This is a genomic window from Pseudomonas wadenswilerensis, assembly GCF_024749185.1.
GTDB classification, from domain to species: Bacteria; Pseudomonadota; Gammaproteobacteria; order Pseudomonadales; family Pseudomonadaceae; genus Aquipseudomonas; species Aquipseudomonas wadenswilerensis.
Map to the genome: position 1 here is coordinate 5,708,054 of NZ_CP087191.1, position 15,510 is coordinate 5,723,563.

The window sequence follows — 15,510 nt, forward strand, 5'->3', positions numbered from 1 at the left end:
CCGCTCCCACAGAACCTCTGTAGGAGCGGGCTTGCCCCGCGATGCTATTGAATTGAGCACGCATACAAGACAGTTGTGCTAGAGCCCTTGAAATGGTTATCGTCGGGGTATCAAGGGCTCGAAATGAAATCAGCGCTTCCATAAAGGCTGGTGATTTTTTAAACTATCGAGTCCGCTCGCCCATTCGGGCTGAACACCGCATTTGCTACTTGAGGAAGACCATGGCCCGCGTAACCGTTGAAGACTGCCTAGAACACGTGGATAACCGTTTTGAGCTGGTCATGCTCTCCACCAAACGTGCCCGTCAACTGGCCACCGGCGGCAAAGAGCCGAAAGTGGCATGGGAAAACGACAAACCTACCGTCGTTGCCCTGCGCGAAATCGCTGAAGGTATCTGCACCCCTGAGTTCATGGCCGAACAGGATATCCGTACGCAAGAAGATCCGATCTTCGCGTTCGGCGAGGGTGACGAGGCCAACGAGGCGGTCTAAGCCCATGCCTGGTCGACGTAGTACGGCGCCGGTCCCCGTCCCTTGGCAAGAGGTAATCCCATGCCGAGCATAGACGCCCTCGCCGATCGCTTGTCGACCTACCTCGGCGCAGACCAGGTCAACCTGGTGCGCCGGGCGTATTTCTACGCCGAACAAGCCCACGACGGCCAGCGCCGTCGCAGCGGCGAAGCCTACGTCACGCATCCGCTGGCGGTGGCAAGCATCCTTGCCGACATGCACATGGACCATCAGAGCCTGATGGCGGCCATGCTCCATGACGTGATCGAAGACACCGGCATCGCCAAGGAAGCGCTCAGCTCGCAATTTGGCGAAACCGTGGCCGAACTGGTCGACGGCGTCAGCAAGCTGACCCAGATGAACTTCGAGACCAAGGCCGAAGCCCAGGCGGAAAACTTCCAGAAAATGGCCATGGCCATGGCCCGGGACATCCGCGTGATCCTGGTCAAGCTGGCCGACCGCCTGCACAACATGCGCACCCTCGAAGTGCTGTCCGGCGAAAAACGCCGGCGCATTGCCAAAGAAACCCTGGAAATCTACGCGCCCATCGCCAACCGCCTGGGCATGCACAGTGTGCGCGTAGAGTTCGAAGACCTCGGTTTCAAGGCCATGCACCCGATGCGTTCGGCGCGCATCTACCAGGCGGTCAAGCGTGCCCGCGGCAACCGCAAGGAAATCGTCAACAAGATCGAAGAGTCGCTGGCCCACTGCCTGGCGGTCGACGGTATCGAGGGCGAAGTCAGCGGCCGGCAGAAGCACCTCTATGGCATCTACAAGAAGATGCGCGGCAAACGCCGGGCCTTCAACGAGATCATGGACGTCTACGCGTTCCGTATCATCGTCGACAAGGTCGACACCTGCTACCGCGTGCTCGGCGCCGTGCATAACCTGTACAAGCCGCTGCCGGGGCGCTTCAAGGATTACATCGCGATCCCCAAGGCCAACGGCTACCAGTCGCTGCATACCACGCTATTCGGCATGCACGGGGTACCGATCGAGATCCAGATCCGCACCCGCGAAATGGAAGAGATGGCCAACAACGGCATCGCCGCCCACTGGCTGTACAAGTCCAGTGACGACGAGCAGCCCAAGGGCACCCATGCCCGGGCGCGCCAGTGGGTCAAAGGCGTGCTGGAAATGCAGCAACGTGCGGGCAACTCCCTCGAATTCATCGAGAGTGTGAAGATCGACCTGTTCCCGGACGAGGTCTACGTGTTCACGCCCAAAGGCCGGATCATGGAGCTGCCCAAAGGCTCCACGGCGGTCGACTTCGCCTACGCGGTGCACACCGACGTCGGCAACAGCTGCATTGCCTGCCGCATCAACCGCCGCCTGGCACCGTTGTCCGAACCGCTGCAGAGCGGCTCGACGGTCGAGATCGTCAGCGCCCCGGGCGCGCGGCCGAACCCGGCCTGGCTCAACTTCGTGGTGACCGGCAAAGCCCGCACGCACATCCGCCATGCGCTCAAGCTGCAGCGCCGCTCGGAGTCCATCAGCCTTGGCGAACGCCTGCTGAACAAGGTCCTCAACGGTTTCGACAGTGCCCTGGACAAAATCCCCCAAGAGCGCATCCAGGCCATGCTCGGCGAATACCGCCTGGAGCTGATCGAGGACCTGCTCGAAGACATCGGCCTGGGCAACCGCATGGCCTATGTGGTGGCCCGCCGCCTGCTGTCCACCGAAGGCGAGCAACTGCCAAGCCCGGAGGGCCCGCTGGCGATCCGCGGCACCGAAGGCCTGGTACTGAGCTACGCCAAATGCTGCACGCCGATCCCGGGCGACCCGATTGTCGGGCACCTGTCGGCGGGCAAAGGCATGGTGGTGCACCTGGAAAACTGCCGCAACATCAGCGAAATCCGCCACAACCCGGAAAAGTGCATCCAGCTGTCCTGGGCCAAGGATGTCACCGGCGAATTCAACGTCGAACTGCGCGTCGAGCTGGAGCACCAGCGCGGCCTGATCGCCCTGCTGGCCAGCAGCGTCAATGCCGCCGACGGCAATATCGAGAAAATCAGCATGGATGAACGCGATGGTCGCATCAGCGTGGTCCAACTGGTGGTCAGCGTGCACGACCGAGTGCACCTGGCACGCGTGATCAAGAAACTGCGCGCCCTGACCGGGGTGATCCGAATCACCCGCATGCGTGCGTAGCCCAATAACAGCAAGGAGTCATCATGACCAAGACCGTCATCACCAGTGACAAGGCCCCAGCCGCCATCGGTACCTATTCCCAGGCGATCAAGGCCGGCAACACGGTGTACATGTCCGGGCAGATCCCGCTGGACCCGAAAACCATGGAACTGGTCGAAGGCTTCGAAGCCCAGACCGTTCAGGTCTTCGAAAACCTCAAGGCCGTTGCTGAAGCCGCCGGCGGTTCGTTCAAGGACATCGTCAAGCTGAACATCTTCCTCACCGACCTGAGCCACTTCGCCAAGGTCAACGAGATCATGGGCAAGTACTTCGACCAGCCGTACCCGGCCCGCGCCGCCATTGGCGTTGCTGCCCTGCCGAAGGGTTCGCAGGTTGAAATGGATGCCATCCTGGTCATCGAGTAATACCCCCTGAAGGCGCACCGCCCGGTGCGCCTTCATCCCCCGCCCCTGCAAGGACCCCCGCCATGCGCTACGCGCTCGCCCTGTCGCTGCTCGCCACCCTGTTGAGCGGCTGCGCCAGCCACAGCCCGGAAGACCTCAACGGTACCTGGATCAATCAGAACGCCATCGATGCTGCGGCCAAAGGCGTCAACCTGCGCCAGGCCCTGCTCGCCAATGGCCCGAACCTTGAGTGGAAGGTCAACATTGCCGCCGCCCAGGCCACCTTCAGCAACGGCTTCGAAGCCGGGGACGGCAAGCTCAAGGCGCTCAAGGACGACCAGTGGGAAGTCGATTTCTACGGCAACTATGTCGAAACGCTGAGCCTGGACGGCGACGAACTGGTTCAAGCGGCCAGTGACGCCAATCCGCAGCAGAGTTTCCAGCGCGCCGAAACCCCGGCCCCGATTGATGCGCCAGCTGGCACCACCTTCGAAACCGAGCTGTACAAGGCTTACCTGGGTGGCAACTGGAAGATCATCGAAGGCCCCGGACAGGGGACGATTGCGCATTTTCGCGCCAATGGCAGCCTCGACGGCCTGCCCGGCCTGGATCGCTACGCCCTGTGCCTGGCTGGCGACTGCGCGGCCATGAGCGGCGAGTACGACAGCCTGTGGCTGGAGCGCAATCAGCAAGGCAACCCGTGGATCTTCAAGCGTGACGGCAAACAGCTGGAAATCTTCCAGGCCGTCAATCAGGCCCAGGCCGACGAGATGCCGGATCTGCATCCTGGCACTCGCCGCTGGCTGCTTGAGCGTCAGTAAGGGTTAATTGCTACCGGCAAGGATGGCCGCATAGCCTTCCTTGTAGCTAGGGTACTGTGGCGCCCAGCCCAGTGCCCGGGCCCGGGCGTTGCTGCAACGCTTGCTGCCGGTGCGCCGCACCCGCTCCTGCTCCGACCACTGGGTAACGCCCATGTACTCGCGCAGCCAGGCGACTACATCGAACAGCGGCGCCGGCGCGTCATCGACACCGATGTAACAATCTTCCAGGACCTTGCCCTGGTGATCGGCCTTGAGCAAAAAGGCCAGCAACCCGGCCGCGTCTTCAGCGTGGATACGGTTGCCGTACAGCGGCGGCTCTTCAGTCACCCGATAGCCCTGGCGTACCTGGCTCAGCAACCATTCGCGGCCCGGGCCGTAGATCCCCGTGAGGCGCACGATGGTGCCTGGAATGCCGCTGGCCAGCGCCAACTGCTCGGCTTCGAGCATTACCCTGCCGGAATAGCCTTCGGGCTCCACGGCAGCGGTTTCGTCAATCCACTCACCATCCTTCTGCGCATACACGCTGCTGCTCGATACAAACAACAGCCGCCGCGGCTTCTGCCCGCGCTCGGCCAGCCAGCCCAGCACGCGGCGCAAGCCCTCAACATAAGCTGACTGATAACCGGCTTCGTCATGCTGGCTCGCCGCGACGCTGTAGACCAGGTAATCCGGCGCGTCAACCGGCCACTCGGGCGGACAGCGCGGATCATTCAAGTCGGCAGCGATAGCCGTCACCCCAACTGGCAATTGGCCAACACTGCGGCGCAAGCCGCTCACCGGCCAGCCAGAAGCCAGCAATTGCTTGGCCAGACGGCCACCGACATCGCCACAACCGACGATCAGAACTGAGGGCGCAGACATCCCGAAACTCCGCAAATCAAAGGCCCAGCCTATCCAAATAAATCGATAGGCGGCTAGCTATAGTGGAAAAAAAGTAACTTTATTACTTCTGCTAACAAGAATTACTTGCAATAATGGCCACCCAATTTTGTTCTCGGCCTGTCTCGAGGCCTGGAAGGACAAGCACCTCTTTCTTCTTCATCAGGTCAGGCCAGCATGACACGTATCCAACCTTCCGCTTCGCCAACCATGTCGCGCGCATGGCGCGCCATTGCCGCGCTGATGTTCAGCCTGGTGATGGCACCCGCCGCCCTGGCCGATGAGCCGACCACTGCCCCCGTCACTCCAGCTGCAGCCGTAGCACCGGCCGCACCAGGCGCCGAACAGGCTGCAGCACCGACCGATCCGGCTGCCGCACCTGCCGCTGCACCGATCGACGGCCAGGCAGCCAACCCGGCCGACGAAAGCGTTGAAGCACTGGTTGAAGATACCAGCCTGGGCATGGCCCACGACCTGTCGCCGTGGGGCATGTACAAAAACGCCGACATCGTGGTCAAGATCGTCATGATCGGCCTGGCCATCGCCTCGATCATCACCTGGACCATCTGGATCGCCAAAGGCTTCGAGCTGATGGGCGCCAAGCGCCGCCTGCGTGGCGAGATTGCTGCACTCAAGCGTGCCACCACCCTCAAGGAAGCCAGCGACAGCGCCAATAAAGAAGGCACCCTGGCCCATATCCTGGTCCACGATGCCCTGGATGAAATGCGCCTGTCGGCCAATACCCGCGAGAAAGAAGGTATCAAGGAACGCGTCAGCTTCCGCCTTGAGCGCCTGGTAGCCGCCAGCGGCCGCAACATGAGCAGCGGCACCGGCGTACTGGCAACCATCGGTTCCACCGCCCCGTTCGTCGGTCTGTTCGGTACCGTATGGGGCATCATGAACAGCTTCATCGGCATCGCCAAAACCCAGACCACCAACCTCGCCGTGGTTGCCCCGGGTATCGCCGAAGCACTGCTGGCCACCGCCCTGGGCCTGGTAGCGGCAATTCCGGCAGTCGTCATCTACAACGTCTTCGCCCGCTCCATCGCCGGTTACAAGGCTCAGGTGTCTGATGCCTCGGCCGAGGTCCTGCTGCTGGTCAGCCGCGACCTGGACCACCAGCCAGGCGATCGTGCTGCCCCACCTCACATGGTCAAAGTGGGCTAAACCATGGGCCTGCATCTTAACGAAGGTGGCGACGACCTCGCCGAAAACCACGAAATCAACGTCACGCCGTTCATCGACGTCATGTTGGTCCTGCTGATCATCTTCATGGTGGCAGCGCCGCTGGCGACCGTCGACATCAAGGTCGACCTGCCAGCCTCGACCGCAAAACCTGCGCCGAGGCCCGAAAAACCGGTGTTCCTCAGCGTCAAGGCGGACCAGAACCTGTACGTCGGTGACGAGCAGGTCCAGCGTGACCAGCTCGGTGCGATCCTCGACGCCAAGACCAAGGGCGACAAGGACACCACGATCTTCTTCCAGGCCGACAAAGGCGTGGATTACGGCGATCTGATGGAAGTCATGAACACGCTGCGCGCGGCCGGTTACCTGAAAGTCGGTCTGGTCGGCCTCGAGACGGCAGCCAAGAAATGATCAAGACGCGGCATAAGCTGGCGCGTTACAGCAGTAGTCTGGCGATTGTGCTGGGTATCCATGCCGTTGCCGTGTTGCTGACGCTCAATTGGTCGGTGCCCCAGGCGATCGAGTTGCCGCCTGCGGCGATGATGGTCGAAATGGCACCGATGCCCGAACCGGCACCGCCACCTCCACCCAAGGTGGTCACCCCGCCACAACCGCCAGCGCCGGTAGAAGAACCGCCGCTGCCGAAACTGGCCGAGGCGCCGAAACCGAAGATCGCCATTGCCAAACCGGTCAAGCCGAAGGCCAAACCGCAGCCGCCCAAGCCTGAGAAAAAGCCTGAGCCGCCGCAGGAGAAGCCGGCCGACGAGGAAGCGGTCGATACACCGCCAAGCACCGCACCGGCGCAGAAATCGGCTGCCCCGGCGCCGAGCATCGCCACCAACAGCAACGCCCTGCCCACCTGGCAGAGCGACCTGCTGCGTCACCTGGCGAAGTACAAGAAGTACCCGGAAAACGCCAGGCGCATGCGCATGGAAGGCATCAACCGCCTGCGCTTCGTGGTCGATGGCGAGGGCAGGATCCTCTCCTACGCCCTGGCCGGTGGTTCGGGCAGCGCGGCACTGGATCGGGCGACTCTGGAGATGATCCGTCGTGCGCAACCGGTTCCACCGCCGCCAAAGGAATTGCTCAACAACGGCAGCATTGAAGTGATCGCGCCTTTCGTCTACTCGCTGGACAAGCGCTAACGCTTTGTTTCTGTCACAAACGAGCAAGTCTGATAACGTGCGTCTATCGATTGCAGCCGCTATGCTGGGGCCGCAACTTCATGGACGCACGTTATGACCCTCACAGAATTGCGCTACATCGTCACCCTCGCCCAAGAGCAGCACTTCGGCCACGCTGCCGAGCGCTGCCACGTCAGCCAGCCGACCCTGTCGGTCGGCGTGAAGAAGCTTGAGGACGAGCTGGGTGTACTGATCTTCGAGCGCAGCAAAAGCGCGGTGCGCCTGACCCCGGTCGGCGAAGGCATCGTGGCCCAGGCGCAAAAGGTCCTCGAACAGGCCCAGGGCATTCGCGAACTGGCCCAGGCCGGCAAAAACCAGCTGACCGCCCCGCTGAAAGTCGGCGCGATCTACACCGTCGGCCCCTACCTGTTCCCGCACCTCATCCCGCAACTGCACCGGGTCGCCCCGCAGATGCCGTTGTACATCGAAGAAAACTTCACCCATGTACTGCGCGACAAGCTGCGCAACGGTGAGCTGGACGCAGTGATCATCGCCCTGCCGTTCAACGAGGCCGATGTGCTGACGCTGCCGCTGTACGACGAACCTTTCTACGTGCTGATGCCCAGCGAGCATCCATGGACCCAGAAAGAAACCATCGACGCCGGCCTGCTCAACGACAAGAGCCTGCTGCTGCTCGGTGAAGGCCACTGCTTCCGTGACCAGGTGCTCGAGGCCTGCCCGACCCTGGCCAAGGGCAGCGACGGCGCCAAGCACACCACGGTCGAGTCCAGCTCGCTGGAAACCATTCGTCATATGGTCGCGTCGGGGCTCGGTGTGTCGATCCTGCCGCTGTCGGCGGTGCACAGCCATCATTATGCCCCCGGCGTGATCGAAGTGCGCCCCCTGAGCCCACCGGCACCGTTTCGTACCGTGGCCATCGCCTGGCGCGCCAGCTTCCCGCGGCCCAAGGCGATCGAGATCCTCGCTGACTCGATCCGCCTGTGCTCGGTCGCCAAACCCGCCGCGAGCCAGTAGGAAAGCACCATGCCGGAGTTGTCCCAGGTCTCGGTGACCGCGCTCAAGGGTGTCGGCGAGGCCATGGCCGAGAAGCTCGCCAAGGTCGGCCTGGAGAACCTCCAGGACGTGCTGTTCCATCTGCCGCTGCGCTACCAGGACCGCACCCGCGTGGTGCCCATCGGCGCCCTGCGCCCGGGCCAGGACGCGGTCATCGAAGGCGTGGTCAGCGGCACCGACGTGGTCATGGGCAAGCGCCGCAGCCTGCTGGTGCGCCTGGGCGATGGCAGCGGCGTGCTGAGCCTGCGCTTTTACCACTTCAGCAACGCGCAGAAGGAAGGCCTCAAGCGTGGCACCCACCTGCGCTGCTACGGTGAAGCCCGCCCCGGTGCTTCGGGCCTGGAGATCTACCACCCGGAATACCGCGCGCTGACCGGCGATGAGCCGGCGCCGGTGGAACAGACCCTGACACCGATCTATCCGACCACCGAAGGCCTGACCCAGCAACGCCTGCGCCAGCTGTGTCAGCAGAGCCTGGCGATGCTCGGCCCGCGGAGCCTGCCGGACTGGCTGCCGGAAGAGCTGGCCCGGGATTACCAACTGGCGCCGCTGGACGATGCGATCCGCTACCTGCATCACCCACCCGCCGATGCCGATGTCGATGAGCTTGCCGAAGGTCACCATTGGGCCCAGCACCGCCTGGCGTTCGAAGAACTGCTAACCCACCAGCTGTCCCAGCAACGCCTGCGCGAAAGCCTGCGCGCCCAGCGGGCGCCGGTGCTGCCCAAGGCCAGCCGGCTGCCCCGGCAGTACCTGGCCAACCTCGGCTTTGCACCCACCGGTGCGCAGCAGCGGGTCGGTAACGAGATTGCCTACGACCTCAGCCAGCCGGAGCCGATGTTGCGCCTTGTCCAGGGTGACGTTGGCGCGGGCAAGACCGTGGTCGCCGCCCTGGCCGCCCTGCAGGCGCTGGAAGCCGGTTACCAGGTGGCACTGATGGCGCCCACCGAGATCCTCGCCGAGCAGCACTTCATCACCTTCAAGCGCTGGCTGGAGCCGCTGGGCATCGAAGTTGCCTGGCTGGCCGGCAAGCTCAAGGGCAAGGCGCGCACCAGCGCCCTGGAACAGATCGCCGCCGGTGCACCGATGGTGGTCGGCACCCATGCCTTGTTCCAGGAAGAAGTGAAGTTCAAGAACCTGGCCCTGGCGATCATCGACGAACAGCACCGCTTCGGCGTGCAGCAGCGCCTGGCCCTGCGCCAGAAAGGCGTGGGTGGTCAGCTCTGCCCGCACCAGCTGATCATGACCGCGACGCCGATCCCGCGCACCCTGGCAATGAGCGCCTATGCCGACCTGGATACCTCCATCCTCGACGAACTGCCGCCAGGCCGCACCCCGGTCAATACCGTGCTGGTGGCTGACAGCCGTCGTTTCGAGGTGGTCGAGCGGGTCCGTGCAGCCTGTGCCGAAGGACGCCAGACCTACTGGGTGTGCACCCTGATCGAAGAATCCGAGGAGCTGACCTGCCAGGCCGCCGAAACCACTTTCGAGGAGCTCAGCAGCGCCCTGGGCGAGTTGCGTGTCGGCCTGATCCACGGGCGCATGAAGCCTGCGGAAAAAGCCGCGGTGATGGCCGAGTTCAAGCAGGGCAACCTGCAACTGCTGGTGGCGACCACGGTGATTGAGGTCGGCGTCGACGTGCCCAACGCCAGCCTGATGATCATCGAGAACCCCGAGCGCCTGGGCCTGGCCCAGTTGCACCAGCTGCGCGGCCGGGTTGGCCGTGGCAGCGCAGTGAGCCACTGCGTGCTGCTGTATCACCCGCCGCTGTCGCAGATCGGCCGCGAACGCCTGGGGATCATGCGCGAAACCAACGACGGCTTCATCATTGCCGAGAAGGACCTGGCGCTGCGCGGCCCCGGCGAAATGCTCGGTACCCGCCAGACCGGCCTGCTGCAATTCAAGGTCGCCGACCTGATGCGCGACGCCGACCTGCTACCCGCCGTGCGCGATGCCGCCCAAGCGTTGCTGGCGCGCTGGCCGACCCACGTCAGCCCGTTGCTGGAGCGCTGGCTGCGCCACGGCCAGCAATATGGCCAAGTGTGACGCCCGTCCCAGATTGCAGCCAGCCCAGGGTTCAAGCTGGTTATACTCATGCGATTGAAAAATTTTTGGATACAGACCATGACTGAAGTTGCTTTGGACACCGCAACCCCCCACGCTCCGTCTGTTATCCGGTTGCTGCTCGACAAGCTCGGCATCGCCTACCGCGAAGTGAGCGAACACCCGCAGCTACCGGCCGCCGCCAAGGTGCAGGCCGTACTGCTGGACGATGAAGTCGGCGCGCTGATGGTGCTGTTCCCGCAGAACCAGCTCCTCGACCTCAATCGCCTGACCGAACTGACCGGGCGCAAGCTCGCCGCCGTGCCGCTGGAACGCCTGCGCCACATGCTGGAAAAGCACGGCCTGAAGATCCTCCCCGGGATCCCGGCCCTGACTAGCTCGCCATGCCTGTATGAAGAAAGCCTGCTGCGCCCCGAGCGCCTGCTGATTCACTCCGGGGAGGCCGGGCTGTTGCTGGAGATCGAGCGCGACGATTTCAAGAAAATGCTCAGCAAGGCCAGCGCCGGCAACTTCGGCGAACTGCTGAGCAGCATCCGCCCCAACCTCGACCGCCCCCATGACGACCGCGACGAGATCTCCCAGGCCGTCCAGGCGTTCACCGCCAGGCGTATCCAGCAGCGCCTGGAAAGCACCATCGAGATCCCGCCGCTGGCGGAAACCGCGCAAAAGATCATCAAGCTGCGGGTCGACCCCAACGCCACCATCGATGACATCACCGGCGTGGTCGAAACCGACCCGGCGCTGGCCGCGCAAGTGGTCAGCTGGGCAGCATCGCCCTACTACGCCTCACCGGGCAAGATCCGCTCGGTGGAAGACGCCATCGTCCGCGTGCTGGGCTTTGACCTGGTGATCAACCTGGCCCTAGGCCTGGCTCTGGGCAAGACCCTGAGCCTGCCCAAGGACCACCCGCAACAGACCACGCCTTACTGGCAGCAATCGATCTACACCGCTGCGGTGATCGAAGGCCTGACCCGTGCCATGCCCCGGGCCGAGCGCCCGGAATCGGGCCTGACCTACCTGGCCGGGCTCCTGCACAACTTCGGCTACCTGTTGCTGGCACATGTGTTCCCGCCGCATTTCTCGCTGATCTGCCGGCACCTGGAGGTCAATCCGCACCTGTGCCACAGCTATGTCGAACAGCACCTGCTGGGCATCAGCCGCGAGCAGATCGGCGCCTGGCTGATGCGCTACTGGGACATGCCGGAAGAACTGTCCACCGCCCTGCGCTTCCAGCACGACCCGACCTACGCCGGCGACCACGCTGCCTTCCCCAACCTGGTATGCCTGGCAGTACGCTTGCTGCGCTCACGCGGGATCGGCTCGGGCCCGCAGGAAAGCATCCCCGACGAGCTGCTCGAGCGTCTGAACCTGACCCGCGAAAAAGCCGAGGATGTAGTCAACAAGGTGCTGGAAGCCGAAGCCATGCTCCGTGAGCTGGCCTCGCAGTTCAGCCAGCACTGAGGCCTGGGCCTGACCCTGACGGTCAGGCCTTCTTTTTCGGCTTCAGGTACTTCATCAGGCCCTGGAACCAGATCACCAGCGCCGGGTTGCCCTTGATCTGGATGCTCTTGTCCTGAATCCCCTGCATGAAGGCCAGCTGCTTGTTCTTGGCCTGCAGGGTGGCAAAGCCGAACGCTGCGTCCTTGAACGCTATCGCGAACGCCGGGGCGGCATGGGTGCCGGACTTGCTGCTGATGCGCATGTCCTTGACGATGAAATGGCGAGCGGCCTTGCCATCGAGGGTCTGCAACTGGAACACCAGATCCTTGTCGGCCAGTTGCTGCTGGAAGGCAGGGTTGTTGCGGCTGGCCTTGGCCATCAGCAGGCCCATGGCCCAAAGGAGAAAGCGAAACTTCATGTGCACGCCTCGGCTAAAAAGTGACTGGCGAAGCAGTTTATAGTCTCGCTACGAAAACGCCATAGTTCTCTGCGCTTTACGCGACGATAGCCGCCGTTGGCCTTGTAACCGGGTTATTCACTGGCGCCGGACCTTGCTCAGCAGGTGCAAGATCAACTGGTTCGCGCCGATTGCCGCCAATGCCGTGGAAACCCCCAGCACGCTGCAAAACAGCGCGCGCAGCGGATGCTGCGGCAGCAGGTACAAGAGGATCGTCGCAGGAATGGCGGCCGCCAGCAGCAACCGCCACTTGAGCCGCGGCACCAGCGCGATCACCAGGTTCATCAGCACCACGAAGTAGAAGATCAAATACATGCCCATGCCGATCGCCACCCCACGCGACATCAGCCCGCCAGCCATCTGCCTGTACATCGTCATGCCGGTGTTGTGCAGCAGCAGGTAAGTGACAATGGCCAACACATGCACAATCAGGGCGATTGCCAGGCGATAAGGGCGAGTTATAGGCATTTCTGCACTACATCCTCGACCACGCCTCGGTCGCTCAGGCGCTTGATGCCGTCCACGGCGCTATCACGGTAACCGCTCGCCTCAAGGGCGGCTTGTTGATAGCAAGCCATGGCGCGGGCATTGTCCTGCTGGCCAAGCTTGCCTTTCTCATAGGCGTAACCAAGGTCCACCAGCCCCCTCGGTGACTCCAGCTTCGCCGATTGCTGCAAGGCTTGCAGTGCTCTGCCCGGGTTTTGGCAGGTCAAGTTCTCGGCATACTCTTCGCCGTAGCACACAAAGTGCGCCAGCATGGCGCCGGCGTCGCGTTCAGTGCTCATGGCCGATTCCAGCAGTTGCACGATGGTCGCGTCCGGCAGCCGTTCGGCCTCTCCCGAAAAAATCAGGATGACCGCCTGCACCGCCGCTACGTTGTTGCCCTTGGCAGCGGCACTGAGCAGGCTGTTGAGGGCGGCGTTCATCAGTTGCCCAGGGTTGTCGTAGAGCCCTGCCCTGCCCAGGTCCTCATAGAGCCTGGCACGCTCGACATCCAGCTCGCCGGCGACCTTCTCCTTGCGCCCGGTGAAGAAGCCTTCCAGGGACCAGTCGTCGATCCGCTGCAACACCCAGCACTGGCCACGGGAAAAGGTGTAGACCTTGAGCAGTTCGCCCTTGGTGTCGTGCAACACCACTTGCCGTATGCCCTCCTGCTCGACCACCAGGCCCAGTTCGGCACGCTTGGCCGGCTGCAGCAACGCCAGGGACGGGCGCTGTTCGGGGGTCAGCTTGCGAATCGACACACGCGGTTGCTTGCGCCCGGGGTAGATCCGTTGCTCGATCAGCGGGTCGGCTACCAGCGACTGCTGCAGCGCCTCGCTCTGGGCAAACGCGGTGAAGAAGGCGCCGAAGTCATTGTCGGAGCAATCCGGCATGTCCACCGGGGCGGCAACACAGGTTGTCGCGCCGGCCAGCAGCAGAAACGAGCAGAGCCACTGCCGCAAGTTCGTCGCACAGCCCTTCATGGTTTGCCTCTGTCGATCAGTTGTTGAGTGGGGGTACACCAGTAGTCACTGAAGCCCAGCCAGTAACTCAGCACATCCCAGATGAAGCGCAGGGCGTTTTCCGGCTTGCGGCAATCGGCCTGCTCGTCGGCCACGTCATAGGGCGTATTGCTGATGAAGTAGTTGAGCCAATGGGGTTCCCAGTTGGGCATGGCGATCTCGATATGCCCATCGGCCTTGAACAAGCTGATCCAGACGATGCCGACGCTGCCGTCGTCTTCGTAGTCGCGCATGTCCAAGGAGATCTGCGAGAACAGCGGCGTGCGGTAAACCTGTTTTTGATTGCTGCGGTCAATGAAACGCAGGTAGGCCAGGTCATCGAAAGGCACCAGCCAGCCACCAACCGGCACGTTTTCCATGAGATAACGGCCCGATTCGCTGACCACCCTGACTTCGCCTGGCCGGTCGATCAGTACCTGGATGTTGTGTCCCACCCAAAGTACCAATGCCCCAACCATCGCCAGGGCAAAATAGTGCCTACGTTTCAAGACTGTCCCTTTTTGAATACATTCAGCCGGCCCAACCAGTGGGCAATCATTATCGCCAGGAAAGTCAGGCCACCGGCCAGGGGGCTGAAGAACATCGTGCGCACCGGGTGATCGGGCATCAGCCAGTAGATGATCAACGCCACCAGCGCACCATTGATCATGAGTTTGTGCTTGAGCCTCGGCACAAAAACGATCACCAGGCTGAAGATCACCATCACATCGAAGACCAGCCAGAAAATGGCGCCAGACGCCACGCCGCGGGCGGTGAAGCCGCCGTAGACCTGCTTGTAGTAATCAACCCCGATGTCGTTGAGCACCAGGAACAGGTAGCAAGCCAGCGCGTGCGTGGCCAGGGCGATCAGCCAACGCTTGATCATCGGGTGTTTCCTTGCAAGACCTGGCACCAGCTGCGCACATCGTTCCTGTCGAAGCCCGGGCAGTTGTTGTCGCGGGGGATATAGCGATAGGGGTGCGCGGCTTCGTAGGTGAAGTGGTAGTAGTTGTGCTTGTCCTGGCCGTACAGCCAGTACGACGAGGAGCCCTGGGAAATCTGGTAGGGCTCGAAGGTCAGCATTGAGGACTCGGCGGGGATGAAGTTGTCAGGTTCCATCCATAGCAGCAGCGCGTTCCAGTACAACTGCGTGGTCACGCCTGGCAGCAGCAGGAGCACCAGCAACGCCAGAGCGAACCATCTGCCTTTGCTCATGCCGGTGGCAGGTTCGCGTAGTAGGAGCCCACCAGTTCCATGACCACCACGGTGGTCAGGCAAATGAACGTCAGCAGGCGATGCCAGAGCTGGTCGCGCCAGCGCCGGTGCAGGCCGGTGAGTATCAATATCAGGCAGACAAAGGCCAGGCTGCCGAACAGGTTGCTGTCGGCGACACTCGCCAGGTAGTTGGGCAAGGTCAGACCGTCATACATGGCGTTGCCCTGCGCTAGCGGTTACTGCGAATCCTTCGATCTTCATCACGGCCCTCCCTGGACACTTTCCCGTCCTTGCGACGGGGGCCGCGTATGCTAGCCAGATGCCAGGGCGGCGGCAATAAAAAACGGGCACCTTGTGCGGTGCCCGTTTTTTACTGCAATCGATCTGTGCGAGGCATCACGGATTGACGCTGTCCTTCAGGGATTTGCCGGGTTTGAAAGCAACGGTGTTGCTGGCCTTGATCTTGACCGGTTCGCCGGTTTGCGGGTTTTTACCAGTGCGGGCACCGCGGTGGCGCTGCAGGAAGGTACCGAAGCCGACCAGCGTCACGCTGTCCTTGCGATGCAGGGCGCCAGTGATTTCTTCGAGCACGGCGTTGAGCACGCGGTTAGCTTGCTCTTTGGTGAGATCGGCCTTTTCCGCAATGGCGGCGGCGAGTTCTGGTTTACGCATAGTGAAGCCTCTTTGACGGTTTTTTTGTTGTTATGCCGTGCTGCTCTTCAAG

General features: G+C 62.5%; 19 protein-coding genes. 10 read left to right on the plus strand and 9 right to left on the minus strand.

Annotation, left to right across the window (positions count from 1 at the left end):
• Positions 1-221 precede the first annotated feature (221 nt).
• The 4 genes from rpoZ (at position 222) to LOY45_RS26295 (ending at position 3,864) form a co-directional block, all read left to right on the plus strand.
• On the plus strand, positions 222-491 hold the full coding sequence (rpoZ, locus tag LOY45_RS26280; protein ID WP_115084664.1) for a DNA-directed RNA polymerase subunit omega: 270 nt from the start codon (positions 222-224) through the stop codon (positions 489-491).
• A 60-nt stretch (positions 492-551) separates the two neighbouring features.
• Positions 552-2,660 carry a bifunctional GTP diphosphokinase/guanosine-3',5'-bis pyrophosphate 3'-pyrophosphohydrolase gene (spoT, locus tag LOY45_RS26285; RefSeq protein ID WP_045199568.1) on the plus strand — a complete coding sequence of 703 codons (2,109 nt, stop codon included), beginning with the start codon at positions 552-554 and terminating at the stop codon, positions 2,658-2,660.
• A 23-nt stretch (positions 2,661-2,683) separates the two neighbouring features.
• Positions 2,684-3,064 (plus strand): RidA family protein, encoded by a 381-nt coding sequence (locus LOY45_RS26290; protein ID WP_003229509.1) that lies wholly within the window; start codon positions 2,684-2,686, stop codon positions 3,062-3,064.
• Positions 3,065-3,126: 62 nt separating this feature from the next.
• Positions 3,127-3,864: a hypothetical protein gene (locus tag LOY45_RS26295; RefSeq protein WP_115084663.1), complete on the plus strand. Its 738-nt coding sequence runs from the start codon at positions 3,127-3,129 to the stop codon at positions 3,862-3,864.
• Positions 3,865-3,867: 3 nt separating this feature from the next.
• Here the strand turns inward: LOY45_RS26295 and LOY45_RS26300 are convergent, their stop codons facing one another.
• Positions 3,868-4,725: an SDR family oxidoreductase gene (locus LOY45_RS26300; protein ID WP_233673830.1), complete on the minus strand. Its 858-nt coding sequence runs from the start codon at positions 4,723-4,725 to the stop codon at positions 3,868-3,870.
• A 195-nt stretch (positions 4,726-4,920) separates the two neighbouring features.
• Here LOY45_RS26300 and exbB point away from each other — a divergent pair, with 195 nt between their 5' ends.
• The 6 genes from exbB (at position 4,921) to LOY45_RS26330 (ending at position 11,651) form a co-directional block, all read left to right on the plus strand.
• Positions 4,921-5,910 carry a tonB-system energizer ExbB gene (exbB, locus tag LOY45_RS26305; protein WP_115084661.1) on the plus strand — a complete coding sequence of 330 codons (990 nt, stop codon included), beginning with the start codon at positions 4,921-4,923 and terminating at the stop codon, positions 5,908-5,910.
• Between the two features lie 3 nt (positions 5,911-5,913).
• Positions 5,914-6,339: a TonB system transport protein ExbD gene (exbD, locus tag LOY45_RS26310; RefSeq protein WP_045199557.1), complete on the plus strand. Its 426-nt coding sequence runs from the start codon at positions 5,914-5,916 to the stop codon at positions 6,337-6,339.
• Positions 6,336-7,073, plus strand: coding sequence for an energy transducer TonB (locus LOY45_RS26315; protein WP_115084660.1), 738 nt, complete (start codon positions 6,336-6,338; stop codon positions 7,071-7,073). Before exbD ends, LOY45_RS26315 begins: the two co-directional genes overlap by 4 nt.
• Before the next feature lie 93 nt (positions 7,074-7,166).
• Positions 7,167-8,087 carry a hydrogen peroxide-inducible genes activator gene (locus LOY45_RS26320; RefSeq protein ID WP_010225913.1) on the plus strand — a complete coding sequence of 307 codons (921 nt, stop codon included), beginning with the start codon at positions 7,167-7,169 and terminating at the stop codon, positions 8,085-8,087.
• A gap of 9 nt (positions 8,088-8,096) precedes the next feature.
• Positions 8,097-10,172, plus strand: coding sequence for an ATP-dependent DNA helicase RecG (gene recG / locus LOY45_RS26325; protein ID WP_115084659.1), 2,076 nt, complete (start codon positions 8,097-8,099; stop codon positions 10,170-10,172).
• Between the two features lie 78 nt (positions 10,173-10,250).
• Positions 10,251-11,651, plus strand: a complete 1,401-nt coding sequence (locus LOY45_RS26330) for an aminoacyl-tRNA deacylase and HDOD domain-containing protein (RefSeq protein ID WP_115084658.1) — start codon at positions 10,251-10,253, stop codon at positions 11,649-11,651.
• A 22-nt stretch (positions 11,652-11,673) separates the two neighbouring features.
• On the opposite strand, the gene LOY45_RS26335 is transcribed toward LOY45_RS26330, so the two are convergent.
• From LOY45_RS26335 to LOY45_RS26370, 8 genes are all read right to left on the minus strand, one after another.
• The gene (locus LOY45_RS26335; RefSeq protein WP_134065220.1) at positions 11,674-12,048 is read right to left on the minus strand and encodes a helicase; all 375 of its coding nucleotides are present in this window, start codon (positions 12,046-12,048) and stop codon (positions 11,674-11,676) included.
• Positions 12,049-12,165: 117 nt separating this feature from the next.
• Positions 12,166-12,555: a hypothetical protein gene (locus LOY45_RS26340; RefSeq protein ID WP_258578581.1), complete on the minus strand. Its 390-nt coding sequence runs from the start codon at positions 12,553-12,555 to the stop codon at positions 12,166-12,168.
• Positions 12,546-13,553: an SEL1-like repeat protein gene (locus LOY45_RS26345; protein WP_258578582.1), complete on the minus strand. Its 1,008-nt coding sequence runs from the start codon at positions 13,551-13,553 to the stop codon at positions 12,546-12,548. Before LOY45_RS26345 ends, LOY45_RS26340 begins: the two co-directional genes overlap by 10 nt.
• Positions 13,550-14,080, minus strand: coding sequence for a hypothetical protein (locus LOY45_RS26350; RefSeq protein WP_148708514.1), 531 nt, complete (start codon positions 14,078-14,080; stop codon positions 13,550-13,552). Before LOY45_RS26350 ends, LOY45_RS26345 begins: the two co-directional genes overlap by 4 nt.
• Positions 14,077-14,457 (minus strand): hypothetical protein, encoded by a 381-nt coding sequence (locus LOY45_RS26355; RefSeq protein ID WP_115084653.1) that lies wholly within the window; start codon positions 14,455-14,457, stop codon positions 14,077-14,079. Before LOY45_RS26355 ends, LOY45_RS26350 begins: the two co-directional genes overlap by 4 nt.
• Positions 14,454-14,786 (minus strand): hypothetical protein, encoded by a 333-nt coding sequence (locus tag LOY45_RS26360; RefSeq protein ID WP_258578583.1) that lies wholly within the window; start codon positions 14,784-14,786, stop codon positions 14,454-14,456. Before LOY45_RS26360 ends, LOY45_RS26355 begins: the two co-directional genes overlap by 4 nt.
• Positions 14,783-15,001 (minus strand): hypothetical protein, encoded by a 219-nt coding sequence (locus tag LOY45_RS26365; protein WP_010225925.1) that lies wholly within the window; start codon positions 14,999-15,001, stop codon positions 14,783-14,785. Before LOY45_RS26365 ends, LOY45_RS26360 begins: the two co-directional genes overlap by 4 nt.
• A 181-nt stretch (positions 15,002-15,182) precedes the next feature.
• Positions 15,183-15,458: an HU family DNA-binding protein gene (locus LOY45_RS26370; RefSeq protein ID WP_003213368.1), complete on the minus strand. Its 276-nt coding sequence runs from the start codon at positions 15,456-15,458 to the stop codon at positions 15,183-15,185.
• Positions 15,459-15,510 lie beyond the last annotated feature (52 nt).